The following is a 25,820-nucleotide window of genomic DNA, read 5'->3' as shown; positions in this document are numbered from 1 at the left end:
CAAACAGGGTATACTATTTTCATATGGAATTTACACCCGTCTACATCGTGATTGTATATGTGTTGATAATCAGCGCGTTTGTTTTCATGGGCCTGCTCAATATTTACCATGTGATTCGTTTTTCGCATTTGCGAGCACCTAGCATTATTATGTCACTTCTTTTCTTAGTTTTTACCGTCGGTATTATCTTGGGTACCTTTGCCGTCCTGAAAGATTTCCCCTGGAATGAGCCGATTTCGATTTCCCTACCATTTATAAATGACGCCAATGAAGGACTGGAGTAACTATTATCTGCCAGGATTATCGGCTGACGAGCGGGTTGATCAAGTATTGCGTCGGCATAAGGTTGCCTTAGGTAGCCGCATCTTCATGTTTCTCATCGGCGGGATACTGCCGGTAGTGATTGTGTTCCTCTTGTACCGATTCACCATACTACTCGACGATCAGGCTAGTCTCGCTTATTTATTACTGGTGTTATTGGGCAGTATTTTTTATCTGTATATTACTTTATTTATCTACCATGCCTGGGTTGATTATTATTTAGACGTTTGGTTTATTACTAATAAGCGGATTATTGCGACGGAGCAGCATGGATTATTTCATCGCACAACCTCTGAATTACTGCTCAATCAAATCCAAGATGTGAGTAGCGAGACCAAGGGTTTTCTTCCCACTATTTTCCGTTATGGTAGCATCAGTGTGCAAACCGCTTCAGAGCAGGATCGGTTCATGTTTGCCGATGTGCCGAATGCCGACCTGGTCGCCAAACACATCCTTGATTTACATAATGCCTATCAACCAGCGGCGTCGATAACTACTCCCGGCGCTGCTCAACCAACTTCTAATGCCCAAACGCTACCCCCGACTCCGCCTGGCACAGTTTGATTATCGTGTGCCGTCGCAGGCAATTGCCCAGAAGCCAATCCGACCGCGGGATCACTCGCGGTTGTTGGTGATGGATCGGCAGACCGGCGTTTTGCAGCACCGCCATTTTTTTGATCTGCCCCAATTTCTTCAGCCGGGCGACGTCCTCGTCTTCAACAACAGCAAAGTCTTCCCCGCCCGATTAATGGCGCGGAAAGAAACCGGCGGTAAGCTCGAAGTATTTTTATTGCGTCCTAGGCACGGCAAAACTTGGGAGGTGCTCATCGGCGGAAAAATTCGGCGTATCGGAATGCGGCTGCGGTTTGGCCGTGGGTTATCGGGGGTGATCAGCAAACAAGGCAGTGCCGGCGTTTGGCAGGTGCGATTTTCCGCTTTGCCCGATCGGGTTCGGCGTATTGCCGAGTTGATTGGTTCGACCCCCACCCCGCCCTACATTAAACGCGCTGCCCGATTGCCCGATTATCAAACCGTGTATGCTGGTCCGATCGGCTCCGTGGCGGCGCCCACAGCGGGGTTTCATTTTACCAAGCGGTTGTTGCTTAAACTGAAACGTATGGGTGTGCAACTGGAGTATGTGACATTGCATGTGGGTTTTGGTACGTTTCAACCGATTACCACCGATGATATTACCAAGCATCGTATGCATCGGGAACATGCTGTTGTCGATGGTGGAACGGCGCGGCGGATTCACCAAGCAAAGAAAGAAGGCCGGCGCGTGATCGCGGTGGGCACCACATCTGTTCGAGTGTTAGAAACCGCGCTGGCACGAAAACACATCGGCGCTTTTCAGGGTTGGATCAATACTTATATTTATCCCGGGTACGGGTTCCGGATGACGGACGCCATGATTACTAATTTTCATGTACCGCAATCAAGCCTTTTATTATTGGTATCGGCTTTTGCTGGACGAGAGAAGATTCTCCGCGCTTATCGCAGTGGACTGCGGCGCGGTTATCGATTTCATAGCTTTGGAGACGCTATGTTGATGGTGTAGGCCGCTCTATGAGCGCCTATTGACAATCAAATTAATAGGGGGCTAATATAATCTATTCACGTGATAAATAATAGTTCTTCGATATATTGAAATAGAAAAACAGAAGGAGGATATCGCATGTCTCAACAGCGAGCCGGCAATCGTTGGAGCGAAAATGAAAGGTTTCTTTTGTTCGAGCTCTATGGTGAGTATCCCACCGAATGGGTAGCAGAGAGACTTGGTCGGTCAATGAATGCCGTGCGTAAGCAGGCTGCATTGTGCGGAATCAGAATCCGGTTTATGGCGTTAGATAGCGCGCTTGAGTTGCCCGCATCAAGGACATGGCGGAGCAAAAAGCAGTATGTCAAACGGCCGTGGCTTCGTTCAGAACTGAACTTTTTGCGCCGATACTATCCGTTCTCTATCACCCGGTGGATGGCCACACAGCTCAAACGGACTCCCAGTGCCATACGGAAGCAGGCAGCTTACTTCAGCATCAATAAGCTGCCACCGCGTCAGCTCAGAGAGCCGAAACGGTTTAAGCGGCCGCGACTGCTGGTGGCCTGGTAGGTTATCTGGAAGTCATACTGTTAAGGGAGTCCTATGAAGGGCTCTCTTTTTATTTATATTACTTAGGATTGCGGATTTGGGCGACACGATAGTTTAATGCAGCTTATGGCATTTCTTCGGGATACATATTGAGACACGGAAATCATATGCATAAGGAATGTACTGTCGTTGACGATCGTACTGTGTGGTTATCTATTTCATAGCTTTGGAGACGTCATGTTGATGACTTGACGTTCGTTTGAATCGTGTGATAGGTTTGCTGAATATAAACGAAGAATAGCTCTTACACAGCATCAAGGAGGATAGTATGGCTCGACAGGGAACCTTGGTACCGTCGGTTCAGGTGGGGAATCTGCAGCAGCTCGGTCAGCGTTTGAGATTCGCTCGGTCAATGGTGCCAACCACGATGAATGGCAAACCGACGATTTGCCTTCGATATCGCGGGCTGCTCCTGGCAGTATTCGGCGACAAACAGCCAATCTCTCAGGTCAGCCGTCCGAAAGTTTCGGCCCGTATCCATGTGAAATCAGGCACACCGTGGTCAGCCGCGGAAAAACGCAAACTTCGTCGCCAGTATGCGACTACTCCGATGGCGAAATTGTGCATTTCGCTTCGGCGAACCCGGGACTCGATTTACCATCAGGCGCAGTTACTGGGCCTGACCAAAAAAACGATTCACCGTAACGGGAGAGTCGAATTGCCCTGGACAAAACAGGCAGATCGCCGGTTGCGGCGGCTCTATCCCCGTCATACCGGGCGTGAAATTGCGGCACTGATGCAGCGACCCCTGGGCTCGGTGGCGGCTCGTATCGGCCGGCTCGGCCTCGTCAAATAAGCAATCAGTTATTGATTGCTCTCCCCGCCCTGGTGCATATCAGCGGCGGGGGTTTTATTTTCCGCTGACGCCGGTGCCGGCTGGCTGGCGAGCGTCTGGGCTCGAGCCGCTCGCGCTTTTTTCGAAATAAATACCGATCCACGGAAGATAATAACCGCGGCAGCACAAATGGAGACTATTAATCGAGGCGGCGGCAATCCATCAAATGATCGAAGCCAGGCAAGCCAATTCCCCCCTTCTATATATAGCGCTCGAACAATTAAGAGCGCATAAGCGAGGTATCCAAGGCGCAAGAGTTGCCGCCAGTGAATTGGCCCCAGGCGCCGCATTGCCCAATTATTTGAGACAATTGCCATCATCGTTAGAATGGTCATGGCGATCAGGCCAAGGATGATGTTTGGTGTAAAAAAGTTTTCAAAAAATCCATACCAATATCGATTGGGAAAGATGAAGAGCAGCATGACCGAGTGTAGCAGGGCAAAATAGTACCCGACTAGACCGTAATATTTACGGTAGCCGACGCGGGCATCCAGGAAATCCCACCAGTAGCCGATGCCAGAGAGGGCAAAAGAAATACCAATCATGAGTGCGGCAGTGCCCGCCACGGCCTGGCTCCAGGCGAGCGCCGTTAATCCGTCGTTATAGAGGTACACATAACCCACCAGCACCACCAAGATGCCGAACGCAAGCAGTATTGCGCTGCGCCACATACGAAGGTTCACAGGAAGTTGATTCATAGTTAATCAAATAACGTTTTTATTCTGCTGGCTTGTGCGGCAAATGCCGCCCAATAGTTTTTTTGTCGCTTGAGTTGAAGCTCCTGGGCAATTACTTGCCAATCAGAGGCAGAAATACGAATTGCTTTGAATCGTTCTGGATTAATACTTTTCAGGTATGAGGCGTGCTTGGTAAATTTTCCTGCAATATCATTGCCTCGAAATTCATCAAGTTTTTTTAGCATGCCTTGCCACGCCTTGTCTTCAATGGAAATTTTAGCGAACCGCTCCGGATCAATTGTTTTCATGTGGTGCGCGTGGGAGGCAAAGAGGATCCAATTGTTTTGCATGACAGTTTTTTTCAGTATGTTGAGGATGTTTGCCCACTGCGCATCTGAGATTTCGATATTGCGTGATCGTTCGGCGTCAATAAGCTTCATGCGCGCAAGGCGCGCGGCAAAAGCGTCCCAATTTTCTTGGCGGCGGTAGTTTTCTAATTCCCGCAGCATGCCTATCCACTCATTATCAGTGATGAGGACACTTTTAAATTGTTCGGGGTCAATCACCGACATGCGGGCGGCGTGCCAGGTATAGTCGCGCCAAAAATGACCGCGGGCGTAATTCTGTAGCTCGTCGGTCATATTGCGCCAATCTGACTCAGTAATTTCTATGTTTGGACCAATAATAGACATACCGCAGTCATTATAGCAGAGATTGGCTAATATATTTTTTTCGTGGCTGTACCGGTGTAATAGTGCTGGAGAATCCAGTCAAATGTTTTTTGTTCGTTGAGCGCATAGCCACGGGCACCATTCGCCGACATGCCCACCATGTGATTGCCGGATAGCGTTGTGGGGTTGCTGATGATGCCATAGGGATCAGCCACCGAAACCAGCCAGGGGAATTGAGTGCCTCCCCAAACTTCCTGGTAACTCCGGGTGCGTCCGTCAGTACCCGATGAGTATGCCGCTACAGCGATGCCTGAAGGATTCATCTCGCTGATTGCTTTTGGATGGGTAATCACCGTGCCGGCGGTTGCCTGGATGGCGCCCAGCGGATCGGTCGAGCGTTGCTCAAATCCGTAGCCTCGGTATACTTGATCGGTTATTGCGTTGATATCAAAACCAAGTTCAGGATATTTCCCACCTCGATTATGGTGCCAGAGAACGTAGGAGCGCGCTGCCACGATCAATGATTTGAGATATTCGGAGGGTTGTCCATTTGAAACCTCGGCTAAACCTTTCAGGTATGATTCTACCGGGAGTTCATTAATGACCCAGGCGCTGCTGGCATTTGGTTTACTGCGCACCTCAATAGCGCCGCGGAATGTATTGTCATTGAGCGATGGTTTCCAGGCAGGGCGGTTTTCATAACTACTTATCGTGCTCACTCCGACGGGATCAATTGGCTCAATGCGCCAATGGGTAGATATGTTGGTAGCGATGGTGACTGGCGTGCCGCCACTTTTCCGTTCGCTGGTGCCCGTGAGCACATTGGCCATCGTGTACTCTCCACTGGGCACGATGGTGACTGGCTGAGTTGCTTCATAGATACCAATGCGTACGGTCGGCTCGCCCGGGGCGCTCCCCGCTACTCCGACCTCTTGATTTCCTACCTTAAAGGTAATAGTGAATGTTCCACCCGGGATAAACATTTTATGTTCAGCAACCAGGGCAAACGATTCAGTGTAATAACCCGGGGTAGCCGGGGCTTTGAGGGCGAAGTAGAATCGTCCGCGCTCCCCCGAGTATATTCGGCTCTGTGCCAGCCGTCCGGGTCGGTAATAATATTCGCTCCAAAAGGGATGCTGGAAGGCGCTGACTCGGCCAATTGGCTTGTCCACGTTGACTGCGATAAAATTATTGCCAGTATTGTACCAATTTTTCAGCCCCGTATTCTCAAAATCAATCCAAAAGGTAAACGCTTTGCCTGGCGGTAGAGCGATCGTGCCGCCCTGGCTTCGCTCCGTCTCGCGGGCACGATAATCGGGGCGCTGTGCCACGCTTTGGCCAACACCGATATCGATGGTGGCATAACCACCATCAATCCAGGCGAGGTTTTCTGCGACTAGGTGGAAGTGCTCCTGGTACAGACCAGGCGTGGCTGGAGCCTGAAGGGCAATGCGGAATCGACCTATTTCACCAGGCCGAACTTCTCGCTGAAGCAGTTTCGCCGGTCGATAGGAGGCTGGCCAAAATGCGTGATGGAATTGACTGGTGCGGTTGGTGGGATTGGTTAAATTGAGTGCGACAAAATTTGGGCCGTCATTGTACCAGGTAGTGGTGCCGGTATTTTCAAAATCAATCCAAATGGTCACTGCTTGCTCCGGGTTCATGCGGATCACGCCGTGAGAACGATCTACTTCCTGTGCGCGATATGCGGGGGCTCGCTCATAGCTTACACCTAATACTTGTGGCGCCCGAGAAACGGGCATGTCGAGATAGCCAAGCGACCCTACATATCCGCTGGTCAGGTAGGCCGTTACGCTGGGTTGGACGGCATCCGGGGCAACCACTGGTATCATAATATTCTCGGCCATAACCTGTTGGAGGTAGCCGGGTATAAAGGGGATGATGAGCAATAGCATCAACGCTCCGAAGAGCGCGGTGGTATGGCGCTGGTACATAATGATGTTTGTTTTTGTTTTGTGCGACGATAATATCGCCGCTTGAATTTCAAGCCGCTCAGTATGAGTGTCAGATGGTTGGCGTCAATGGTATTTTTACATCAGCGCCAATTTTTTTATTTTTTGCCGAGCACTCAGCTAAGCGACAAGCGTTTATTTTTTTCTGTACCTCTATATGATAGCATAAAAAAACTCAATTGTCAATGAGCGATGTGCATGCTAAGCTATATTAATTCCAGAGAACTTTGTTACTGTACACATTTTTTGCTCAGCCAATATCGTATGTCAAATACTCGCGCCATTGCGCATAATACTATCGTTCAAATAATCGGCAAAGGAATCAGCACCATCATCGGCGTTGTTGTGGTGGGACTGTTGACGCGGTATTTGGGCGAAGCAGGATTTGGACAGTACACCATTGTGATGGCGTATCTGCAACTCTTTGGCATTCTGGTGGATATGGGGCTGTATGTTATTTTGGTGAAGCGCATATCAGAGCCGGGCATTGATGCTGACGCAGTCGCGAGTAATATTTTAACCTTGCGGTTAATTTCAGCGGTAGTGTTTCTAGGCTTAGCGCCGCTGGTCATTTTATTTTTTGATTACCCGAGTATAGTTAAGATGGGCGTGCTGATCACCACGCTGTCCTTTTTTGGCATTACGCTCAACCAAGTGTTATCCGGGATATTTCAGAAGCACATGCGCATGGATAAAGTGGTCATCGCTGAAGTGGTAGGTCGAATCGTACTGGTAGCCGGAACATACGGGTGTGTCGTGCTTGATTTGAATTTACTCTGGATATTGGCGGTAGTGAGTGTCAGCAGTCTCGTGAATTTCATGATGACGTACGTCTTCAGCCGGCAGTTTATTCGGCTCCGTTTACGATTTGATTGGGAAGTCTGGCGGTCGGTGATTCGAGACGCGTGGCCAATCGCCCTATCGATCGGATTTAATTTATTGTATTTCAAAACTGACGTACTTTTTCTCTCCCATTATCAGGGTGATGCGGCCGTTGGCTTGTATGGTGCAGCTAATAAGGTGTTAGAAGTACTCGTGACATTCCCCGCCATGTTTGCCGGCTTGGTGTTGCCGTTGTTAACCGCGGCATGGGTGAGCGGTGACCGGGAACGTTTTCGCGGCATATTACAAAAATCATATGATGCGATGCTGATGGTAGCGCTCCCCTTGATTGTGGGCACGATGCTGTTAGCTGACCCCATTATGCATTTAGTTGCCCCTGAATTCTCGGCTTCGCCGGATATTTTACGTTTATTAATAGTTGCTACGGGAATCATTTTTGTTGGTAATTTGTTTGGCAATACGGTGGTAGCGCTTAATCGTCAGCGTGCTACGCTTTGGTTGTACGGAGCGATTGCAGGGATAGCGTTAGTAGGATATATGGTCGCCATCCCCGCGCATTCATATTATGGAGCGGCGGTGGTACGCATTGTGGCCGAGTTTTTGATTACACTTTCGATGATCAGCATCGTGGGCATTACCAGCAAAGTGTGGCCACGCTTTGGCACCATGGCTAAAGTTGTCGTGGCGTGCGCGGCGATGGGAGCGGTAATTTTCATATTGCGCGACGCGCATGTGCTGCTGGCGATCATCGGCGGGGTGATTGCCTATGGTGTGGGGTTATTAGTTATGCGAGCCGTCACGACTGACACCATTCGAGAAATTATTAGTATTCGTCGATAGCGTATGCGGCCAATTCTCATATTAAAATTTCCCTATTCTTCACTTTTTGGCGGTGGTGAGCGCCATACGCTTATGATTGTGGAAGCGATGCAAAAGAAGGGACTGTCTTTTTTCTTTGCCGGCTCCTGCCGAGTACTCCTGAAGGAGTTCCGCGCTCGACGATGGCTGGCTATGCGCTGGTGGGCGGGCCCAGAACCAGTTTCTCGTTGGACACTCTTACTGTGGCCTTTTACCGCGCCGTTGGCCGGACTTTCATTGCTTGGATTGTTGCTGTGGTATCGATTGCGTCATGGAGTACGGACTTTGTATTGTTTGTCGCTTACTGAAAAAATATTAGGCACCATTCCTGCCCGATTGTGTGGTATGCGCGTTATTTGGATCGAACACGTGACCTGCGAGCGCTGGCTATCGCAAAATCCCTTGCGTTGGTGGTACGCTCGAATGGCTCGCTTGGTTAACATCGTTCCCGTATCTCATGTCATCGCCACCCAACTCCAAGACGATATTCATGTCCCCGCTGAGCGGATTCAGGTGATTTATACGGGGATTAATTTGAAGCAGTTCGTGCGTAAGGATTATGATTGGGAGAAATCGGCACGCTATAATATTGGTTGTGTAGCACGGCTTGAGAAAGAAAAGGGAATTGAATATTTATTGCATGCTTTGAAAATTGTTCGCGAGTTTGTTCCATTTGCTCGATTGATTATTGTTGGTGAAGGGAGTGAGCGGAAAAAATTAACTTGGTTGACGGAACGGCTTGATCTGAAAGAGCACGTGCAATGGATTGGCCGCCAGCGCGATGTAGCGCCCTGGTACCATTATTTTGATGCGTATGTCTTACCGTCCGTTACCCGAGAATCATTCGGCATCACCATCCTGGAAGCAATGGCCAGCGGCATTCCCGTGATTGCTTCGCGGATCGGCGGTACTGGTGAAATCATTACGCATGGGGTGAACGGTCGTTTGGCGCAACCGGGCAATAGCCAGGATTTAGCCGATCAATTATTATGGTTGTATAACAATCGATCAGCCGTTCGTACCATGGTTGACGCGGCCTATGATCGAGTCGCGCACGATTTCAGTGAGGTGCGCATGATGCAGCAATTTTATGCGCTTTTGGTCCACTAATATGCGTATCGCCTGGCTCGACGAAATGTCTCTAATCGATCGCCTCTTATTAGTGGTCATGCTGTGCGGCGTGCTCGGGCTTAGCCTGGGACTAACGATGGCGCCGTGGTATTTTGGGTGTGCTGCGGTGGTGTTTATCGCCGTGGTGCTCTTGATAGTGCGTCGGCCGTCGTTCGGGGTATATGTTATTGCCGCGGCGTTGCCGTTTGAGCGATTGGGGGCATATGAGCTTGGCGGGGTGACCATTCGTTTAAGCCAAATTATGTTGTTTGCTACCGCCGTAGCGTGGTTAATTCATCAAGTCATGGATCGCCCGGCGCGTTTGGTTCGCAATCCACTGTTACTGCCACTCAGTATTTTTCTTGCGGTAAACGTTATGTCGCTCATTAATACTCCAAATTTGCCGCGCTCCATTATCGTTTTAGCATATATTACATTTACTGCCAGCTTAGTATTTTGGATTCCAAATCTGATAACCAATACCGCTCAAATCAAACGATTGATTGCGGTTATGCTGATCAGTTACGTTTTAGTCAGTGCATTTGGCCTGTTCCAGTTTGCCGGTGATATGTTGGGACTCCCTCCCGAAATTACCGGCCTGCGCGATTTGTACACCCAGGACGTGCTTGGCTTCACTCGAGTTCAGTCAACTGCATACGAGCCACTGTACTTTGCTAATTATTTATTATTGCCGATTGCAATTGTCTTTACTTTCTTTTTATCACAACGAAGCGCCATGACCGGGACAGTCGCGCTTGTTCTCTTTGGTCTGGGAATGGTAGCTTTTATCCTTACGGTATCGCGTGGCGCATATATCGCCATTGCCGGGATGCTCATGGTGATTGCGCTATTTTATCTCAAGCGCGTGTTGCGACCGCGGTTAATCGTGTCGTTCGTGTTGGTGGGAGTGATCGTCGGCTGGATTGTGCTCCGCGCATTGGGGGCAGGCGGCGGATTATTTACACTAGAAAAATTTCAGGAGCATGTCATCAATGTTTTTTACGGGGCTTCATTTAATGAGCGGGTGTACACGTTTGAGCAAGCCTCGCTCGCCTGGCAGGAAGACCGGTTGCTCGGTGTAGGTGTGGGGGCGTTCGGTCCCTGGGTGGCCCCTCACCCTGCGTATATGCCTGATGACGGCTGGAAGATTGTTAATAATGAGTTTATCGAAATTTTGGCGGAGACCGGATTACTCGGGCTGATTAGTTTTTTGAGCTTGCTGGTGCTACTGCTTATACGCACGTTTCGGGCTATCCGCATTACCCGTGATGGGTATCTTCGGGCGGTACTCGTCGCATCATTAGCCGCGGTGATCGGCATAATTATCCAGTATCAGACATTTTCAACGCTGTATATAATGCACGTTTGGTTTGCCATAGCTTTTTTAGTAGCAGCACAAAATATTTCCATGAGCGATGCGCATACGTAATTGGCTACGACGACACGCGTTTGAAATGGCGCTCCTGGCCGTGGTAGTGGTTGTCGGGTCATTGTTGCGCCTAGTTGACGTTGGCCCCAGCATGCATTTCGGGACAGACGAAGGACGGGATGCATTTGTCGTGAATCAGCTGGTAACTGGCGAATCAATCCCACTGCTCGGACCAGCCGCCCCTAATAATCGGCCCGATTTTCATCTCGGAGCATTCTTTTATTATCTACTTGCTCCTGGTTATCTTGTGTCGAATAGTTCGCCCACGGCTGGTGCGGTAACAATTGCGATTTTTTCGTCACTGAGTATCATATTCATCTACGCGATTGGTCGTGCACTCTGGGATTGGCGTGCCGGCCTGGCTGCCGCTGCACTCTATAGCACCAGTTTTTTGATGGTGTACTATGGCCGATGGGCCTGGAATCCGAATGTGGTTCCATTCTTTATGCTGGTGATCATGTGGTGCGCTATTCAGATTATTCAGAAGAAAATGCAACCAGTCGCGTGGCATCTCTATGTTCTTGGTATCGCTGTAGGCGCGATCATTCAGCTTCATGGTACGGCGCTGCTTGTGGTACCTGTAATGTTAGGAATACTCGGGGTTTACTATCGGCCGCGATTTCGCTGGTGGCAATATTTTTTGGGCTTGCTACTGGTTGCCGCCATGAATCTCCCAACAATTATTTACGATATTACGAATCGATTGGCTAACGCACGAGGTTTTATCCGCGTGATGACACAGTCAGATAGTCCACACACGCTATCGATTGGGCAACGCCTTGATCGCTTGTATCATTTGGTGGAGAACTTTTTTCAGGACTGTCTCACTCATGGAGTCCCCTCGCGATGGTGGCAGTCGCTTCTGGTGATATTGGTTCTGGGTATTGGCGTTCATACAGTGCGCGCCTGGAAATCGCCACAGCAGAAAGAGCGCCTGATCATCATGACACTCTGGTTCTTGGTACCATTATTAATTTTTGCTCAATACCAGGAAGCAATCCCAACACATTATTTTGCCATATTATTTCCCGTGCCTTTTCTGTTCGTTGGCTGGCTGATGTATGTTGTTGGGAAACACCGATTGGCACAATTGGTTTGCGGGTCGATCGTCATCTTCCTTTGTTTTGTACAGGCTTGGTTTTCTGTACAGCTCGTGCATGACCTAGCGCCAACTGGTTCGCGCGCTAGTTCGTATCCATTGCGTTTAGATGAAATGCAGGCAGCGGTTCAATTGATTACTGATGATGCGAACGGTGTATCATTCACCGTGCAGTCATATCCCCTGGGTTCGTATGACCGAAGCTTTTCGTATCTTTTTATGAGGGCTGGCATAGCGCCCTCGGTGGTTTCGGCAGGCCTTGATTATCGTATAGTGGTGAGTCCTCAGTATCCGATTGATCAATGGAGTGCATTCGGTGATGTACAATCAGCCTGGCAGTCAGGCCCCCTGAGGGTGCTGCGTGTGGCGCCCCCTACTGATTAGTGGTGGAGCTGGCTGAGTAAATGATGTACACTATGGATATGCTTGATGCCGTTATAGTAATTATATTTGCTTTCATCTGGGCATATCTTGCCTGGCGCATGCTTGATTGGGCAGTGACGCTCGTGATTTTGTTTTTACCGGTATACTTGATTCGTTTTAATGTCGGGCCGTTACCCATGACGCTGCTTGAGCTTATGGTTATCATTGTTGTGGTGACGTGGAGCTGGCGCGCTATTCAAGAACGTAGTCGCACCCACGCGTCTTCCGTATTTTCCCCTTGGCGTTGGCTACTCATTGCCTGGGTGGTAGCCGGAGTTCTGGCTGTGGCTATTTCACCTGATGTGCGTGCGGCGCTAGGTTTATGGAAAGCATATATCATCGAACCAGCGTTGTTTTTCATAGTATTTGTTAATACCATTAAAACGCGTCAGCAGGTGCGCGGAGTTGTGTGGGCGCTCGGGGTGCTCGCCGTGGTGATTGGTTTTGTGACGCTTTTGCAATATACGAATATTTTGAGCATTCCGGGTGGGTATGGCCTCGAATCCCCGGCTCGAGCTACCGGCATGTTTCCATTCCCTACCGCAGTCGGGAAAATCATTGGTCCGATTATGGGGTTGTTTCTCGGTTTACTCTTTGGCGCAGCGCGCCTATGGCGGGGGACGCTCTGGGAAACAGTCCGTGAGCACGGATTTGTCATTGGCGTGCTGACGTTTAGTTTGGTGGCACTATTGTTTTCTGTTTCCCGCGGCGCGATAGCAGGGGTGCTCGTCAGTTTGGTGGTAGTTAGTTTTTTTTCCCGCTATCGCCGCGCGCTTTGGGCGGGCTTGTTAGTGATGGCCGTCGCTGCCTTAATGATTCCGGCGATTCGAAGTAATATTATGGATGTCGTTCAGGCGTCTGACGTGTCCACTGACGTGCGGCTCGTGATGTGGAAAGGAGCGACTCGCATTATTCAGGATCATCCGGTATTGGGTACTGGTTTAGCGAGTTTCCCAGTGGTCTACGGTGATTATAAAGAAGCGTCACACACAGAGTTTTTCCCCAACCCCGATCACCTATGGTTATCCTTGTGGATTGAGATGGGGTTGGCGGGTGTCGTAATATTTTGTATTATGATGGTACGTTTTTTCCAAATGATACGGCGAGCACTGCGGCAAGCAGATGCTGAGGTACGGTCACTGGCGATTGGGCTGATGGCGGCGATGATTGTACTGCTTGTGCATGGACTGCTTGATACCCCTTATTTTAAAAATGATTTAGCCATTCAATTTTGGACTTTAATTGGGTTGGCGGTTACCCTTCGGGGCTTGCCAGCTCCACAAGAGAAAATAATTAATTCATAATGCTTTATGGGAATTCCCGTGCGACCTACGTCTGACGATATCAATCGTGATTTTTATGGCGAAGGGGAAGGAGATGGAATGGGCGCCGAGCCAACCTTCACCGGAGAAGACGAGGAAAATCCTGAGGAATTGGAAGACGAAACCGTCTAACAATTAGAAAAACAAAAAACTCCTTCACGAAATGTTGAGGAGTTTTTTGGTGGACCCTACCGGGCTCGAACCGGTCACCTCCGCGTTGCAAACGCGGCGCTCTACCAAATGAGCTAAGGGCCCTCGTCTCAATGATGCTGCGGGTTTCGCGTACAGCTGACGCTGTCCACTGCACCCTTGGCATCATTGCCCCTCTCCCTCGCCCGCCCTATGGTCAGGCTCGGGTATTGAGTGTTGCCATTGACCTTTCAAATTTATTGATTGGCCGTATTGCTACGCGTCTCGTTTTCTAGCTGCTGACCGAAGAAAATGAGCTGCCAAATATGCCACGGATGATTGCCTGCAGCGCACCAGTCATATACAAGAATGAACCGATAATAACAATAATGCCAATTAATTTCCAGAATAGACGGGTGCCACCGTCCATACCCAGATGTTCTTCGGCCCAGGCGACTCTGCCAAAATTATTGACCAGCCAGTCAGCCTTCCAGGTGATGACGAAGCCGATACCGATCATGATAAAGCCAAGGACGTATTGCATAAGTTATTGATAACCGTTAGTTGTCGTTCGTGGTGGACGATGTAGGAGTCGAACCTACGACCTCCTCGGTGTAAACGAGGCGCTCTAACCAACTGAGCTAATCGTCCGATAGTAATCTGTTCGCTCGGTCGCTTGGTGCGCCCGGAGGGAATCGAACCCCCATCACTGGTTCCGAAGACCAGCACTCTATCCGTTGAGCTACGGGCGCGCAAGAGTAATCCTAATATATCCGTCTTCAATTATTTTTTCAATATAATCTTTACGCTTCCACGCTTTCAGTTTTCGTTCGGTGCGTCGGGCTTCAGCAATTGTAGAGAACAGTTGTTTGAATACAAGTTTTGGCTCAATCATTCGGTGGGTTGTTTTCGTGTGGCCTACCTGATGTTGAGTCAAACGTCGGTTGAGATCAATCGTACTGCCGATGTATAGTTTACCTTTATTATCTCGCAATATGTAGACGTAGCCACGCATAATTTTTATCCGCTCCGACGCTCCCGTAGGAGGTCGGAGCCCCGACTGAAGCGTCGGGGTTGAGCTACGGGCGCGGGTGAATAGAATCAGGCAACTCTAGCACGCGCGGCGTATAAAAGCAACCTTACCCTATCGAGATGATTGGTATGGTCAATAGTAGCGCGTAATTACTTTGATTTCAAGCGTCGAGAGCTTGAGGCGTGGCCATGTAGCTTTTGGCGATGTCTTTTTCAATAAATCCGTCCTCGTATAATCGTTTCAGATCTTGGTCCATCGTAAACATTCCCTCGTCAGCACTGGTCTGGATAACTGTTTTAATCTGGGGAATCTTGTTTTCCCGGATGAGGTTTCCAATCGCGTGATTATTGATAAGAATTTCTCTGGCAGCAATACGCCCTCCGCCGATTTTGGGCAAAAGCTGTTGAGAAATGATGCCTTTGAGGAAGAGGGATAATTGAAGTCGAACTTGAGGCTGTTGGTGGGGTGGGAATACGTCGATGATACGATCAACGGTTTGGCCGGCATTATAGGTGTGGAGGGTGGCTAGCACCAAATGCCCTGTTTCGGCTAGCGTAATCGTTGTGCCAATCGTTTCCAAATCACGCATTTCACCGACCAGAATGACATTGGGGTCTTGGCGCAGTACGTGCTTCAGGGCGCTGGCAAACGACAGCATGTCTGATGATAATTGGCGTTGGACAATCAGGCTTTTCCCCGAATTAGGTGGGTAGACAAATTCAATTGGATCCTCGAGGGTGACGATGTGCGCCGCTCGCTCCTGGTTTATCAGATTAATCATAGCCGCCAGCGTGGTTGACTTACCGCTGCCGGTTGGGCCTGTTACCAGCACGAGACCTTGTTTCATACGCATCAAGTCGTACACGATTTCTGGCATTAACAGATCTTGCATAGCTGGGATGACTCCCGAAATAATACGCGCCGCCAGAGCAATGTTATCTCGTTCCCAGAAACAATTGACCCGGAACCGTCCGTGGTTATTAATTTCGTATGAAAAATCGAGCTCACGCTCATGTAACAAAATTTGTTGCTGCTTGTCAGTGAGGATTTCAAAAATCATCTCTTGCAGCGCTTTGGCGGTTAGCGGTTTGACGTCACCGTTCATTTCGGCTAATTCTCCGTCAACCCGAAAAATTGGTTTTCGATCAACCGTCAGGTGGATGTCTGAGGCGCCGCGCCCGATTGCTTTATTAAATATGTCGTCGATTTTTGCCATACAAAGGTGTGGTTAAAAGCCGCTTCAGCACAAGCATGATGAGCAGCGGACGATTGTCTTTACGTGCATAGTAGATGTCATGGCCGAGGTTTTTTGAAAAAACAGGAGTCGTAAACGAAAAACGTTCGGTTAAATGATATGACATAGTTTTTATTTTTGTTTTAACTATCATCATTGTAGCATGGAAACGCCATTTCGTCAATATCCAGAATCATACAGCGATTGGAAAAGAATATTCTTGAGGGACAGGTTATGATGTTCGTTGACAAAAACACTTTTTCGTGTTATTTTTAACCTACTTTTTATATAAAAGTATGTCGTCGTTAACTATTGTTTTATTGATACTGTTGGTTGGTGCGATTGGGTGTGCCGGGTACTTCTACAGACGGATGTACCGCATCCGTCAAATTGAGCGACAAAAGGCTGACAATCGCCGTTCGGCATTTATTTCGATCATCAGCCATCAATTGCGAACCCCGCTTTCTGTGATTAAGGGGTATCTTGAAGGTGTTTTAACGGGCGATCAGGGACCTCTCAATGACGGACAAAAGGAGTATCTGCAGGAAGCCCTTGATATCAATCATGACACCATTAAATTAGTGAATGATTATCTTGAGGTCGTTCGTCTCGACATCGATAAACTGATTATTCATTTAGAACGGATACAACTCGAGGAATTAGTTGCCGAGGAGGTTAGCAAATTAACCCCATTGGCACGAGCTTCAAATTGCGAGCTGGTCTATACGCCGCCCGCCTCGGCTTTGCCGTCGGTGCAGGCTGATCGGATTAAACTGCGACAAGTCATTGAGAATATTTTAACTAACGCGATAAAATATACTAATGGTAAGGGCCGAGCGGTTATCACGCTTGAGCAGCGCGATGGTGCCATTCGTTTTTCTGTTGCAGACAACGGCGTAGGTGTACCGCAGGATCAATTGGATGAGGTGTTTACTAAGTTTACTCGGGGGAAAAATGTGATTCAAAAAAACACCCAGGGTTCAGGTATTGGCCTTTTTCTCGCGCGTATGATTGTCACTGCTCACGGCGGAGAAATCTGGCTAGACTCTAAGGAAAATAAGGGTACCACAGTATATTTCACCTTACCCATTGAACAGGATTAAACATATGCCAATTACAAAGAATATCTTATTGGTCGAAGATGAGCAATCATTACTGAAGATTTACAGTAATAAGCTTCGCAATAGTGGTTTCAATGTGTCGGTAGCTATTTCTGGTGATGAAGCGCTCCGCAAGGCCGAGACGGAACGCCCGGATATTATCTTGCTTGATCTTATGCTTCCCGGAAAAGACGGGTTTGCTGTACTTGAGGAACTGAAGCTCAAAGATGGAACCAAAGATATCCCCGTCGTTATTCTGTCTAACCTCGGCCAAGAATCAGATCGGGCGCGCGGTACGGCTCTTGGCGCCGTTGATTATTTAGTGAAATCAGACGTAGGGCTCATGGACCTCGTTGATAAGGTTAATCACTACCTGGCTGACCCGAATGGCGCTTGATCAGGAACAGCTGAAGCGTGAATTACTTGCCGCTGAACTTATTACTGAGGATCAGTTTAGTTCGGCTGTGGCGCGTGCGCGTGAACACCATACTTCGGTTGAGCAGGAATTGGTTGAAGCTGAATTAGTCAGCGATGAAAACCTCGGCCAAATTATCGCGGATCTATATAGCGTACCGTACGTCAACGTGACGACCAAACAGATTCCTGATTCGGTTTTGCGGGTCATTCCTGAGCTGGTGGCAAAACGCCAACGCCTCCTCGCATTTGAGCAAACCGGTGACGGCCTCAAGGTCGCCATGGTTGATCCAACTAATGAGGAGCTGAAATATTTTATTGAGAAAAAAACAGGCCATCGCGTCATCCCGCACTATACTACGGTGCGCAATATTAATGACGCGTTGAAGTTTTATCGCAAGGAGTTGACCGAGGCTTTTGATGATATTATTCAACATAATGTCGCGGCGGCGCAAGGTACGCCAGCGGCCAATCGCGAACTGCCGATCACGCGAATTGTTGATACAATTCTGCATTATGCCTATGAAAATAAGGCTTCCGATGTGCACATTGAACCGCACGAGGAATCAGTGGTCATCCGATTTCGTATCGATGGCATTCTCCATGATGTGGTGACGCTGCCCAAGGAATTGCATGCGTTTATCATCACTCGCATAAAAATCATGGCCAAACTGCGGACGGATGAACATCGGGCCGCTCAGGATGGTCGCCTTGATTTCCCGACCGAAGATGAGCAGGTAGACGTCCGCGTCTCAGTCATCCCTGTTTCTGATGGAGAAAAAGTTGTGATGCGGCTCTTAACCGAGAAATCCCGTCAGTTCAGTCTGGTAGAGCTGGGGATGAACGAATCGGATATGCGTAAGCTTGAACTGACGGTGCGTCGGCCGCACGGAATGATTTTAGCTACCGGGCCCACGGGTAGCGGTAAAACCACCACCCTGTATGCGTTATTAAAAATTTTGAATACGCGTGAAGTAAATATTTCTACCATTGAAGACCCGGTCGAATATGATATTGATGGCGTTAATCAGATACAGGTTGATTCAAAAACCAATCTCACGTTTGCGCTTGGCTTGCGGTCAATTCTCCGCCAAGACCCTGATATTGTTATGGTGGGTGAAATTCGAGATGAAGAGACTGCCAGCATCGCCATCAATGCGGCTATGACCGGTCACCTCGTGTTGTCTACGCTGCACACTAATGACGCGCCGACTACCTTGCCCCGACTGCTGGATATGAAAATCGAACCTTTTTTGATTGCGTCAACGGTAAACGTTGCTTTAGCTCAGCGCTTGGTACGCAAGATTCATCGTGGGTGCATTGAGAGCTATACGCCAGATTCAGTCGAATTGTCGCGCTATGCCAGCTTGCTTGGGGAGGCGCGTGCGCAGGCAATTGGCTTTTCTGAAAAAGGATTTCGTTTGTATCGGGGCAAGGGATGTGCGTTGTGCAATAACACTGGCTTTGAGGGGCGCGTCGGTATTTTTGAAGTCCTCGAAATGACGGAGCGTATACGGCAATTAATTATGCAACGGGCAAACAGCGACGTGATCCGCCAGGCGGCGATAGCCGAGGGGATGAGCACTATGCTTGATGATGGTCTGGAAAAGGCAAAACGAGGTATTACCACGGTTGACGAGGTTTTAAGGGCGGCCAATACCTAACGAAGAAGTTTTTGGGAGGGTTTTTATTATGGACTATCGCTATATCGCAACTACGCCACGAGGCATTGTTCAGCGGGGAACGCTGGCCGCAGACACGGCTACCGATGTGGCGCAACAATTACGCCAGAGAAATTTATCTATACTTTCGATTGCTCCAGCGACCGGCGGCTTTTCATTGACTAATACTAGTGGATTGGGTGGGCGGGTTGGCGCGCTGGATAAAGTGATTTTTGCCCGCCATTTAGCGATTATGCTTCGAGCCGGCCTTTCATTGGTTGAATCACTTGATACTATTCAGGGACAAAATGCCAGCCAAACCATGCAGCGCGTGGTGGCAGAGCTCATTCGCGACGTATCAAATGGAAAAAGTTTAGGTGACGCGATGAGCCGGTATCCCCGCGTCTTTACCTCGATTATGGTTGGCATGATTCGTATCGGTGAAGCGAGTGGCACTTTAGAGGAGAATCTCGAGTACATTGCTTCGGAATTAGAAAAAGATTATGAACTTAAGCGGAAGGTAAAATCAGCATTGCTATATCCTGGTATTGTCCTCTCGGCCACGGTTGTCTTGGGGATTGGTTTGAGTATTTTCATATTGCCTAAATTAGTACAATTATTTGATACATTTAGGATTGCGTTGCCGCCTACCACGGTTGTCTTTCTCAGCATTGCAACATTTTTAGTTGATTATGGATGGTATGTGTTGGCTGGAGCAGCCGTATGCATCATTGGTTTACGCGTGGCGCTGGTTGCCCCTCCAGTACGCCGCGTCATGCATCGTTTGTACCTGCGGATGCCAGTCGTGCAGCGACTGATCCGTAATGCAAATATTGCTCGACTGACCCGGATTGTTTCCATTTTATTGAAGAGCGGTATCACGATAAATGAGAGTCTGGGCATTACGGCGCAGGCTATTGAAAATACGGTGTATCGTGATTTGCTGATGTCGGCGCAGGTCGGTGTACAGAAGGGGCAGACACTTTCTTCAATTTTTGCCACCAGCCAGTATATTCCTGACATGGCCACTCGCATGATTGGTGTTGGTGAGCGCACGGGTAAGCTTGATTCAAGCCTGGGTTACTTAGCTTCTTTTTATGAAGAAGAAGTTGATGCGGCTACAAAAAATTTATCAACTGTTTTGGAGCCTACCTTATTGATTATCATCGGGTTAGTACTTGGATTTTTAGCAGTGGCAATTATTTCCCCTATTTATCAATTCACCGGATCATTACAGCAATAGTATGGCACGATTTTCTTTTTCCCAACGTACGTTTGGCATCGATCTTTCCGATCATTCCATTGAATTGATGGAAATTGGTAGTCGGTTTGGGCGCCCTCTGATCCGTACCGCTGGCCGGGTGGAGCTTGAGTCCGGCACGGTGGTAAACGGCCGGGTGGACATGAAGGACAAATTCGTGAGTGCCGTGCATCGGCTGCTTATGTCGGCAAATGTTGATCACCATGGCGGACACCGTGCCATTATTGCCATTCCGGAAACACAATTATATTTATATGTTTTTACCGTTCCTGGTGCTGTTCCTGAAGATCGGATTGGCGAATCCGTCCAATTTATGGCTGAGGAAACGCTCCCCTTAGCGTTCGACCAGGTATATCATGATTATCAGATTTTATCGCGTGGACCTGAGGGTATTGACGTTGTCTATGTGGCGTGTGCTCGAGATATTGTTGATACATTACGCACTTCTTTGTTAGCGGCTGGGATTACTCCGATTGTCATCGAACCTGAGTCGGCGGCTTTGGCACGCGCCATCATACCTGCTGGGCCAGTCCCACCTACGCTTATACTTGACATTGGGTCGCGAGCGAGCACCATAACTATATTTGACCGTCATGGCATTCGCTATTCATATACGGTTCCGGTGGCTGGGCATGCTTTTACTCAGGCATTGATGCGCGGTCGCAATATCAGCACTGAGGAAGCGGTGCGTTTAAAACGAGAACGATTGGTAAATATCCAAACTGCTGCTGAGCTCGCCGAGCCGTTACATCAAATTATTGAACGTATTAGCACCTCCATATTGTATTATGAACATAAGACTGGTTTCGCCGTGAGCCAAGCAATCCTTGTTGGCGGAAGTAGTTTATTGCCGGGGTTGGATCGGTATGTTCATGATCAGCTTCGTTTACCCGTCATCATCGGCAATCCCTTACACGGTCTGAATTATAATCGAGCTCAATTTCCCGATGATAATCGTCGTGTGCTCTATGCGACGGTTGCCGGCTTAGCCCTGCGTGGGGCAACTCACACTCGATTGCATCAGGGGCTTAATCTATTGCGGCATGAAGAGACGCACCGTCGGCTAGCTGTTGGTCACTGGTTTCATCGGGGCACGGCAACTCATCTACCCGTGGCCACGCCGGCTCCCCAGCGTGCGATGCATGCAGGACCCCCCAGCACATCAAAACGAACGAAATTATTATTGATGATTTTCTTTGGTCTGATTATTGTATTTTTGATTGTATTAATGATACGACCAAACGGATAGATTGACCGATTGCCCAGAATTTTTGTTATGGTATACTATAGCTATTCAATTAATAATTTATTAAGGTACGTATGAACAAAGGCAAAAAAATTCATGGATTTACCCTTTTAGAGCTTTTGGTCGTCATTGGAATCATTGGTATTTTGGCGGCGATCGTCATTATTGCCATCAATCCGGGACGCCAATTTGCTCAAGCGCGGAATGCCCAGCGTTGGAATGATGTGAATGCAATTTTGAATGCCGTTCATCAATATGCCGTTGATAATAATGGTGAGGTTCCCGCAGCCATTACCGCTGTTCCTACCACCGTTAGTAATGGCGGAATTGATATCTGCGATGATTTAGTTGGTACGACTGGTATTTATGTCACCGCCATTCCGGCTGATCCGCAGACCGGCAGCTATACTGACTGTACCACCTATAATTCTGGCTATCAGATTTCTCAGAATGCCACTTCAGGACGAGTTACGGTTACGGCTCCAAGCGCTGAGCTCACCACCACCATCACGGTTAGCCGATAACATACGATATATTTGCAAAACACTCCTGCTCGCGCAGGAGTGTTTTTATGTTAAAAAATATCAGCTTTCCCTAAAATGTTTCCTCTTTCTTCTGCTCCTGAAAGCTTACCCAGTCCTCGGTCGTTTCCACTAATAATTTGAAGGGGGCTTCAATAATAAAGTCCATGATAAACATGAAAACATTGACCTTCGATGTTTTTCGAGAAATCCATCGACCGACGCGCAGCACGGGTAATGCGAAAAAATCAAAAATAATATTCAGTGAATTGTCTCGACGATCAAGAATGACCAATTCTTTAGCGGTTTGACGCAAACGGAGACCAAAGAAGCTGATAACGCTCAGGAAGAAAAGGAATAAGAGGCCGGAGACAATCGAGAATTCAAGAGACATTAGCACCCAGATAATAGCGCTGAAGGAGATAATAAAGGCGAGTGCATATAAAATGTTAAAAATTGTATTGAGCACTCCGCTTGAACGGACGGTGCGTTGGCGCTTCTTGAGAATTTCCTTTTCCGGTAAATCGTACACTAGCTCCCGAATGCCTTGTAGAATTATTCGCGTATTCTCATCAGCGGGAACGCGCATTGAGGTTGCGATCAAAAACATGAGTATTGGGTGAAAGGTAACATTGATGATCAATGGAAGAAATTTAACATGCTTCAAAAAAATAATTTCATACGGTAATTCGAGGGTGAATGCAAGAATAGTTTTTGTGAGAAAAATATAAATAATGCTTCGCACGACACCGCGACTGAGTTTGGCAGCCGCTGTCGTGTAGCGTTTATTGCACGCATCATGAACTGCTTGTTCCAGTTGATTTGGGTCGCCAACAATTTGATCGGCACGGTCGGGGAAATTTTGAAAAACATCTTTGAGAACAGTAAAGATTGGACCAAAACGCTTCATGTAATTGTATAGCCGATCATTGACTGGATGATTGATCTGGCTTTCGATGCGGTTCATCAAATCAGGCAGTGTCTGAGCGAAGGGCACCGCTTCTGTCGGTGTGCTGAAGCGCCATTGGGGAGCATAGTAGTAGAGCAGGTGGTAGCGTAGCATGGCTGAGTCAGACTTGATCAAAGCCCGATGAATGGCAATATATATTTGGATATCTCGATCCTCGGGATTAAAGATGTCTTTTGATAAATCAACTTGCTCATGCAATGTTTTGTACATCAATTCAACCATAGCATCATCTCGAATGGATGGCTTTAGGTAATCCTCTATTTCAAATGACATCACCGATAATGTCCAATTATGCAATCGCCGACGTATTTTTGGGTCGGGCATAGTGCGGGTGATGGCATCAATCAGGTAAACATATTTTACAATAATGGATTCGACGTCTGGCAATCGCCGTTCGGGGAAATATTTATTTGGCAAATAGCCAGCTCGAATCAGTTCGCGTATCAGCGGGGCAGCCATGTGCGCCGGACGATCGCTGACAAAAATACGCCGTTTGAGGATGCGGGCGATGGCATTTTTCCGAATCAGATGCTCTTCCTGATAATCAATCGCTTGGCGGAGTTTTTCGTAAACATATGCCATTTTGCTGACCGTTTCATTGACGGCCACTTTTGGCTCATCTTTTGCTCCGGCAATTGATTCTTCATTGTGGCGCTCACGGAATACGGCGATGGTATCGCTGACGTTTTCCATGATACGTGTAGTTGATTGGCTCATAGGGTAATAACCGAGCACTATATCCTAATTTCTCGATACTGTCAATACTCGTGATAGGGGTATCGTATCACGTTTCAAACTGTTGATAAAGTTGTTTACACGTGGAAATAATTTGTTATACTTATACACAGTCAGCTCGCACCTTTTCTACTCCAGCGAACCCGGACTCGATCCGTGGATAGCGAAGGACAAGAAACGGAAAAACAAACACTTTTTTTCAAATCCGTATTACGCACACCGTGCGCTCCACAGCGCTTGGTGCGCTGATATATATTTCCGTTTTTCCCAACACCTTTCTCTTGCCATGCCGGCATTTGTATATCTGTCGGGATATCCCCGCGGAGATCAAGCTCTTGTAAGAAGGCGTTTGATGGTGAAATGGTGTTGTAAAAATATTCTTGTTTTTTCTTTTCCACGACTTTGTGTCTGTGGCGGTAGCCAACTCCGCATGTTCGCTTGACGAAAGCCATAGACGGGTGCCGACATATCTTTGTGGGCACCCTTTTTCCTTTCTTTAAAACCAGCTTGAGGTAATGGGTTTTTTTCGTAAACTGCCCGTACCATCTCCATCCACGACGAATTCATAGGTGCGGCCTTTGTGTTTGAACTCGACGCGTTGTTTTTGATGAGTTTCTTTGGCGAGCTTCATGAGCGATCCGAATTTTTCCATTTTCTCGCTATAGGAGTAGTGGTTGAGTATACCGTCTTCATCGACGATATCGTCTTTGAAATCGAGGACCATATGGATGACAGTTAATGATTTAGGCTGACGCATTTCATTTTACCATAAAAAAAGCCCGTCCTTACATTGAATAACAAGACGGGCGTTAGGGCGCGGCACCAAGTGCCATGTTAGATGGTTGCAACGTCGTTCGTTTCTGCATTTCTCCGGATGGTTTCCGGTATGGACTCAAGCCAGAGAATGAATAGAAACGGCGAGACGATCAAGAAGAGCATGAGGAAAATGGGGGTGGGAAGTCCTGGCCCAGCTTTGGTGCGCTCAATTGCGCTGAGGAGCGGGCAGAAGACCCATGAGCCGATGACATAGGAGAGTATCATGCCAATCAGCAGAGCGATCGTGATGATCCAGTTGACCGGATTCAAAAACGAGACCTTCATACAATCCTCCATGAAAGATGAATGTGCGGTTATTTTCGTAGCCTACTCCCTCGGGCTGGCGCTGTCAATGCTTTTCAGGGCTAGTATTTTTTGGTACACTACAGGTCAATTCATATGCATAAAGTTGTATTCGACATTGAAACGAAGAATGGATTTGGCGACCGTGGTTCGGCCAATCCACAGAAGCTGGAAATATCCCTGCTGGTTGTGTATGAGTATGACACTGATACATTTCACAGTTTTATGGAGCCGGAATTTCCTAAACTCTGGAAATTGTTGGAGAAGACCGATCTGATGATTGGTTTCAATTCTGATTATTTTGATATTCCGGTATTGAATCGATATTATCCTGGCGATCTGACGAAAATAAAAAGTCTCGATCTCTTGAGTGCCGTGTATAAGTCGTTGGGACGCCGGGTCTCGCTGGATATGCTCGCTGCTGGTACGCTCGGGATTCATAAGAGTGGCAAGGGGCTTGATGCGATCACGTGGTGGAAAAATGGCGAGATTGAGAAATTACGCCAGTACTGCACTGACGACGTACGTATCACGCGAGATATTTACGAGTACGCCCTCCGGCACAAGGCATTGAAGTATAAATTAGGCCCGGACGTACATACGGTACCGATTGATACGACTGGTTGGGACGAAAAAGTAACCGCGTCGCTCAATTATACCCTGCCATTTTAGGGGCGCCGCTTCATTGAC

The 25,820-nt window shown here is 48.2% G+C and carries 28 protein-coding genes and 3 tRNA genes; 17 read left to right on the top strand and 14 right to left on the bottom strand.

Annotated elements, in window-relative coordinates:
• Window positions 1-23: 23 nt before the first annotated feature.
• The 5 genes from HZC01_02170 to HZC01_02150 all read left to right on the top strand — a co-directional run bounded on the left by HZC01_02170 (window position 24) and on the right by HZC01_02150 (window position 3,263).
• A complete protein-coding gene (locus HZC01_02170) occupies window positions 24-284 on the top strand; it encodes a hypothetical protein (GenBank protein MBI5037486.1) in 261 nt (86 codons plus the stop codon).
• Window positions 268-885: a PH domain-containing protein gene (locus HZC01_02165; GenBank protein MBI5037485.1), complete on the top strand. Its 618-nt coding sequence runs from the start codon at window positions 268-270 to the stop codon at window positions 883-885. Before HZC01_02170 ends, HZC01_02165 begins: the two co-directional genes overlap by 17 nt.
• Window positions 845-1,879, top strand: coding sequence for a tRNA preQ1(34) S-adenosylmethionine ribosyltransferase-isomerase QueA (gene queA / locus HZC01_02160; protein MBI5037484.1), 1,035 nt, complete (start codon window positions 845-847; stop codon window positions 1,877-1,879). The genes HZC01_02165 and queA overlap by 41 nt, the downstream gene beginning before the upstream one ends.
• Before the next feature lie 117 nt (window positions 1,880-1,996).
• Window positions 1,997-2,428 (top strand): hypothetical protein, encoded by a 432-nt coding sequence (locus HZC01_02155; protein MBI5037483.1) that lies wholly within the window; start codon window positions 1,997-1,999, stop codon window positions 2,426-2,428.
• A 307-nt stretch (window positions 2,429-2,735) separates the two neighbouring features.
• The gene (locus HZC01_02150; GenBank protein MBI5037482.1) at window positions 2,736-3,263 is read left to right on the top strand and encodes a hypothetical protein; all 528 of its coding nucleotides are present in this window, start codon (window positions 2,736-2,738) and stop codon (window positions 3,261-3,263) included.
• Window positions 3,264-3,271: 8 nt separating this feature from the next.
• Here HZC01_02150 and HZC01_02145 read toward each other — a convergent pair whose 3' ends face one another.
• From HZC01_02145 to HZC01_02135, 3 genes are read right to left on the bottom strand one after another with little or no spacing between them, the layout of a single operon-like run.
• Complete coding sequence (locus HZC01_02145; protein MBI5037481.1) at window positions 3,272-4,000, bottom strand: ferric reductase-like transmembrane domain-containing protein; 729 nt, start codon at window positions 3,998-4,000, stop codon at window positions 3,272-3,274.
• 2 nt (window positions 4,001-4,002) lie between these two features.
• Complete coding sequence (locus HZC01_02140; protein ID MBI5037480.1) at window positions 4,003-4,671, bottom strand: hypothetical protein; 669 nt, start codon at window positions 4,669-4,671, stop codon at window positions 4,003-4,005.
• 26 nt (window positions 4,672-4,697) lie between these two features.
• Window positions 4,698-6,605 carry a hypothetical protein gene (locus HZC01_02135; protein MBI5037479.1) on the bottom strand — a complete coding sequence of 636 codons (1,908 nt, stop codon included), beginning with the start codon at window positions 6,603-6,605 and terminating at the stop codon, window positions 4,698-4,700.
• A gap of 282 nt (window positions 6,606-6,887) precedes the next feature.
• On the opposite strand from HZC01_02135, the gene HZC01_02130 reads away from it, so the two are divergent.
• The 5 genes from HZC01_02130 to HZC01_02110 are packed head-to-tail and all read left to right on the top strand — an operon-like array spanning window position 6,888 to window position 13,689.
• Window positions 6,888-8,306: a flippase gene (locus tag HZC01_02130; protein ID MBI5037478.1), complete on the top strand. Its 1,419-nt coding sequence runs from the start codon at window positions 6,888-6,890 to the stop codon at window positions 8,304-8,306.
• Window positions 8,307-8,309: 3 nt separating this feature from the next.
• Window positions 8,310-9,434 (top strand): glycosyltransferase family 4 protein, encoded by a 1,125-nt coding sequence (locus HZC01_02125; GenBank protein MBI5037477.1) that lies wholly within the window; start codon window positions 8,310-8,312, stop codon window positions 9,432-9,434.
• Window position 9,435: 1 nt separating this feature from the next.
• Window positions 9,436-10,863 carry an O-antigen ligase family protein gene (locus HZC01_02120; GenBank protein MBI5037476.1) on the top strand — a complete coding sequence of 476 codons (1,428 nt, stop codon included), beginning with the start codon at window positions 9,436-9,438 and terminating at the stop codon, window positions 10,861-10,863.
• A complete protein-coding gene (locus tag HZC01_02115; protein ID MBI5037475.1) occupies window positions 10,850-12,346 on the top strand; it encodes a glycosyltransferase family 39 protein in 1,497 nt (498 codons plus the stop codon). Before HZC01_02120 ends, HZC01_02115 begins: the two co-directional genes overlap by 14 nt.
• A gap of 32 nt (window positions 12,347-12,378) precedes the next feature.
• Window positions 12,379-13,689 carry an O-antigen ligase family protein gene (locus HZC01_02110; GenBank protein ID MBI5037474.1) on the top strand — a complete coding sequence of 437 codons (1,311 nt, stop codon included), beginning with the start codon at window positions 12,379-12,381 and terminating at the stop codon, window positions 13,687-13,689.
• Window positions 13,690-13,886: 197 nt separating this feature from the next.
• Here HZC01_02110 and HZC01_02105 read toward each other — a convergent pair.
• From HZC01_02105 to HZC01_02075, 7 genes are all read right to left on the bottom strand, one after another.
• Window positions 13,887-13,962: transfer RNA gene (locus HZC01_02105), tRNA-Ala, on the bottom strand.
• A gap of 166 nt (window positions 13,963-14,128) precedes the next feature.
• A complete protein-coding gene (locus HZC01_02100) occupies window positions 14,129-14,380 on the bottom strand; it encodes a hypothetical protein (protein MBI5037473.1) in 252 nt (83 codons plus the stop codon).
• Between the two features lie 30 nt (window positions 14,381-14,410).
• A tRNA-Val gene (locus tag HZC01_02095) sits at window positions 14,411-14,487 on the bottom strand.
• Between the two features lie 26 nt (window positions 14,488-14,513).
• Window positions 14,514-14,588 (bottom strand) — tRNA-Arg (locus HZC01_02090).
• The gene (locus tag HZC01_02085) at window positions 14,579-14,851 is read right to left on the bottom strand and encodes a GIY-YIG nuclease family protein (GenBank protein MBI5037472.1); all 273 of its coding nucleotides are present in this window, start codon (window positions 14,849-14,851) and stop codon (window positions 14,579-14,581) included. The genes HZC01_02090 and HZC01_02085 overlap by 10 nt, the downstream gene beginning before the upstream one ends.
• A gap of 178 nt (window positions 14,852-15,029) precedes the next feature.
• Window positions 15,030-16,085 carry a type IV pilus twitching motility protein PilT gene (locus tag HZC01_02080; GenBank protein ID MBI5037471.1) on the bottom strand — a complete coding sequence of 352 codons (1,056 nt, stop codon included), beginning with the start codon at window positions 16,083-16,085 and terminating at the stop codon, window positions 15,030-15,032.
• Window positions 16,060-16,230 carry a hypothetical protein gene (locus HZC01_02075; protein MBI5037470.1) on the bottom strand — a complete coding sequence of 57 codons (171 nt, stop codon included), beginning with the start codon at window positions 16,228-16,230 and terminating at the stop codon, window positions 16,060-16,062. The genes HZC01_02080 and HZC01_02075 overlap by 26 nt, the downstream gene beginning before the upstream one ends.
• A gap of 169 nt (window positions 16,231-16,399) precedes the next feature.
• Between HZC01_02075 and HZC01_02070 the strand changes: the two genes are divergently transcribed.
• The 6 genes from HZC01_02070 to HZC01_02045 all read left to right on the top strand — a co-directional run bounded on the left by HZC01_02070 (window position 16,400) and on the right by HZC01_02045 (window position 22,309).
• Window positions 16,400-17,206 carry a HAMP domain-containing histidine kinase gene (locus tag HZC01_02070; protein ID MBI5037469.1) on the top strand — a complete coding sequence of 269 codons (807 nt, stop codon included), beginning with the start codon at window positions 16,400-16,402 and terminating at the stop codon, window positions 17,204-17,206.
• Between the two features lie 4 nt (window positions 17,207-17,210).
• Window positions 17,211-17,600, top strand: coding sequence for a response regulator (locus HZC01_02065; GenBank protein ID MBI5037468.1), 390 nt, complete (start codon window positions 17,211-17,213; stop codon window positions 17,598-17,600).
• The gene (locus HZC01_02060; GenBank protein MBI5037467.1) at window positions 17,590-19,281 is read left to right on the top strand and encodes a type II/IV secretion system protein; all 1,692 of its coding nucleotides are present in this window, start codon (window positions 17,590-17,592) and stop codon (window positions 19,279-19,281) included. The genes HZC01_02065 and HZC01_02060 overlap by 11 nt, the downstream gene beginning before the upstream one ends.
• Before the next feature lie 28 nt (window positions 19,282-19,309).
• Window positions 19,310-20,521, top strand: a complete 1,212-nt coding sequence (locus HZC01_02055) for a type II secretion system F family protein (protein MBI5037466.1) — start codon at window positions 19,310-19,312, stop codon at window positions 20,519-20,521.
• A gap of 1 nt (window position 20,522) precedes the next feature.
• Window positions 20,523-21,788, top strand: coding sequence for a pilus assembly protein PilM (pilM, locus tag HZC01_02050; protein MBI5037465.1), 1,266 nt, complete (start codon window positions 20,523-20,525; stop codon window positions 21,786-21,788).
• A gap of 71 nt (window positions 21,789-21,859) precedes the next feature.
• The gene (locus HZC01_02045) at window positions 21,860-22,309 is read left to right on the top strand and encodes a prepilin-type N-terminal cleavage/methylation domain-containing protein (protein ID MBI5037464.1); all 450 of its coding nucleotides are present in this window, start codon (window positions 21,860-21,862) and stop codon (window positions 22,307-22,309) included.
• A gap of 70 nt (window positions 22,310-22,379) precedes the next feature.
• Here HZC01_02045 and HZC01_02040 read toward each other — a convergent pair whose 3' ends face one another.
• The 4 genes from HZC01_02040 to HZC01_02025 all read right to left on the bottom strand — a co-directional run bounded on the left by HZC01_02040 (window position 22,380) and on the right by HZC01_02025 (window position 25,112).
• Window positions 22,380-23,993 (bottom strand): hypothetical protein, encoded by a 1,614-nt coding sequence (locus HZC01_02040; GenBank protein MBI5037463.1) that lies wholly within the window; start codon window positions 23,991-23,993, stop codon window positions 22,380-22,382.
• A gap of 131 nt (window positions 23,994-24,124) precedes the next feature.
• On the bottom strand, window positions 24,125-24,463 hold the full coding sequence (locus tag HZC01_02035) for a hypothetical protein (protein ID MBI5037462.1): 339 nt from the start codon (window positions 24,461-24,463) through the stop codon (window positions 24,125-24,127).
• Window positions 24,464-24,507: 44 nt separating this feature from the next.
• Window positions 24,508-24,768 (bottom strand): hypothetical protein, encoded by a 261-nt coding sequence (locus HZC01_02030; protein ID MBI5037461.1) that lies wholly within the window; start codon window positions 24,766-24,768, stop codon window positions 24,508-24,510.
• Between the two features lie 77 nt (window positions 24,769-24,845).
• Complete coding sequence (locus HZC01_02025; protein ID MBI5037460.1) at window positions 24,846-25,112, bottom strand: hypothetical protein; 267 nt, start codon at window positions 25,110-25,112, stop codon at window positions 24,846-24,848.
• Between the two features lie 114 nt (window positions 25,113-25,226).
• Here HZC01_02025 and HZC01_02020 point away from each other — a divergent pair, with 114 nt between their 5' ends.
• Window positions 25,227-25,802 carry a ribonuclease H-like domain-containing protein gene (locus tag HZC01_02020; GenBank protein ID MBI5037459.1) on the top strand — a complete coding sequence of 192 codons (576 nt, stop codon included), beginning with the start codon at window positions 25,227-25,229 and terminating at the stop codon, window positions 25,800-25,802.
• Window positions 25,803-25,820: the final 18 nt, after the last annotated feature.

Source organism: Candidatus Kerfeldbacteria bacterium (assembly GCA_016214565.1).
Classification (GTDB): domain Bacteria; phylum Patescibacteriota; class Patescibacteriia; order UBA10025; family JAHIVO01; genus JAXDBW01.
Note: the sequence above shows the minus strand (reverse complement) of the source record. Positions and strands in the feature narration are given on the sequence as shown.

Excerpts from the sequence above, each read along its gene's own strand:
- HZC01_02170 (MBI5037486.1), top strand. The coding sequence starts at position 24 with ATGGAATTTACACCCGTCTACATCGTGATTGTATATGTGTTGATAATC.
- HZC01_02165 (MBI5037485.1), top strand. The coding sequence starts at position 268 with ATGAAGGACTGGAGTAACTATTATCTGCCAGGATTATCGGCTGACGAG.
- queA (MBI5037484.1), top strand. The coding sequence starts at position 845 with ATGCCCAAACGCTACCCCCGACTCCGCCTGGCACAGTTTGATTATCGT.
- HZC01_02155 (MBI5037483.1), top strand. The coding sequence starts at position 1,997 with ATGTCTCAACAGCGAGCCGGCAATCGTTGGAGCGAAAATGAAAGGTTT.
- HZC01_02150 (MBI5037482.1), top strand. The coding sequence starts at position 2,736 with ATGGCTCGACAGGGAACCTTGGTACCGTCGGTTCAGGTGGGGAATCTG.
- HZC01_02145 (MBI5037481.1), bottom strand. The coding sequence starts at position 4,000 with ATGAATCAACTTCCTGTGAACCTTCGTATGTGGCGCAGCGCAATACTG.
- HZC01_02140 (MBI5037480.1), bottom strand. The coding sequence starts at position 4,671 with ATGTCTATTATTGGTCCAAACATAGAAATTACTGAGTCAGATTGGCGC.
- HZC01_02135 (MBI5037479.1), bottom strand. The coding sequence starts at position 6,605 with ATGTACCAGCGCCATACCACCGCGCTCTTCGGAGCGTTGATGCTATTG.
- HZC01_02130 (MBI5037478.1), top strand. The coding sequence starts at position 6,888 with ATGTCAAATACTCGCGCCATTGCGCATAATACTATCGTTCAAATAATC.
- HZC01_02125 (MBI5037477.1), top strand. The coding sequence starts at position 8,310 with ATGCGGCCAATTCTCATATTAAAATTTCCCTATTCTTCACTTTTTGGC.
- HZC01_02120 (MBI5037476.1), top strand. The coding sequence starts at position 9,436 with ATGCGTATCGCCTGGCTCGACGAAATGTCTCTAATCGATCGCCTCTTA.
- HZC01_02115 (MBI5037475.1), top strand. The coding sequence starts at position 10,850 with ATGCGCATACGTAATTGGCTACGACGACACGCGTTTGAAATGGCGCTC.
- HZC01_02110 (MBI5037474.1), top strand. The coding sequence starts at position 12,379 with ATGGATATGCTTGATGCCGTTATAGTAATTATATTTGCTTTCATCTGG.
- HZC01_02100 (MBI5037473.1), bottom strand. The coding sequence starts at position 14,380 with ATGCAATACGTCCTTGGCTTTATCATGATCGGTATCGGCTTCGTCATC.
- HZC01_02085 (MBI5037472.1), bottom strand. The coding sequence starts at position 14,851 with ATGCGTGGCTACGTCTACATATTGCGAGATAATAAAGGTAAACTATAC.
- HZC01_02080 (MBI5037471.1), bottom strand. The coding sequence starts at position 16,085 with ATGGCAAAAATCGACGACATATTTAATAAAGCAATCGGGCGCGGCGCC.
- HZC01_02075 (MBI5037470.1), bottom strand. The coding sequence starts at position 16,230 with ATGTCATATCATTTAACCGAACGTTTTTCGTTTACGACTCCTGTTTTT.
- HZC01_02070 (MBI5037469.1), top strand. The coding sequence starts at position 16,400 with ATGTCGTCGTTAACTATTGTTTTATTGATACTGTTGGTTGGTGCGATT.
- HZC01_02065 (MBI5037468.1), top strand. The coding sequence starts at position 17,211 with ATGCCAATTACAAAGAATATCTTATTGGTCGAAGATGAGCAATCATTA.
- HZC01_02060 (MBI5037467.1), top strand. The coding sequence starts at position 17,590 with ATGGCGCTTGATCAGGAACAGCTGAAGCGTGAATTACTTGCCGCTGAA.
- HZC01_02055 (MBI5037466.1), top strand. The coding sequence starts at position 19,310 with ATGGACTATCGCTATATCGCAACTACGCCACGAGGCATTGTTCAGCGG.
- pilM (MBI5037465.1), top strand. The coding sequence starts at position 20,523 with ATGGCACGATTTTCTTTTTCCCAACGTACGTTTGGCATCGATCTTTCC.
- HZC01_02045 (MBI5037464.1), top strand. The coding sequence starts at position 21,860 with ATGAACAAAGGCAAAAAAATTCATGGATTTACCCTTTTAGAGCTTTTG.
- HZC01_02040 (MBI5037463.1), bottom strand. The coding sequence starts at position 23,993 with ATGAGCCAATCAACTACACGTATCATGGAAAACGTCAGCGATACCATC.
- HZC01_02035 (MBI5037462.1), bottom strand. The coding sequence starts at position 24,463 with ATGGCTTTCGTCAAGCGAACATGCGGAGTTGGCTACCGCCACAGACAC.
- HZC01_02030 (MBI5037461.1), bottom strand. The coding sequence starts at position 24,768 with ATGCGTCAGCCTAAATCATTAACTGTCATCCATATGGTCCTCGATTTC.
- HZC01_02025 (MBI5037460.1), bottom strand. The coding sequence starts at position 25,112 with ATGAAGGTCTCGTTTTTGAATCCGGTCAACTGGATCATCACGATCGCT.
- HZC01_02020 (MBI5037459.1), top strand. The coding sequence starts at position 25,227 with ATGCATAAAGTTGTATTCGACATTGAAACGAAGAATGGATTTGGCGAC.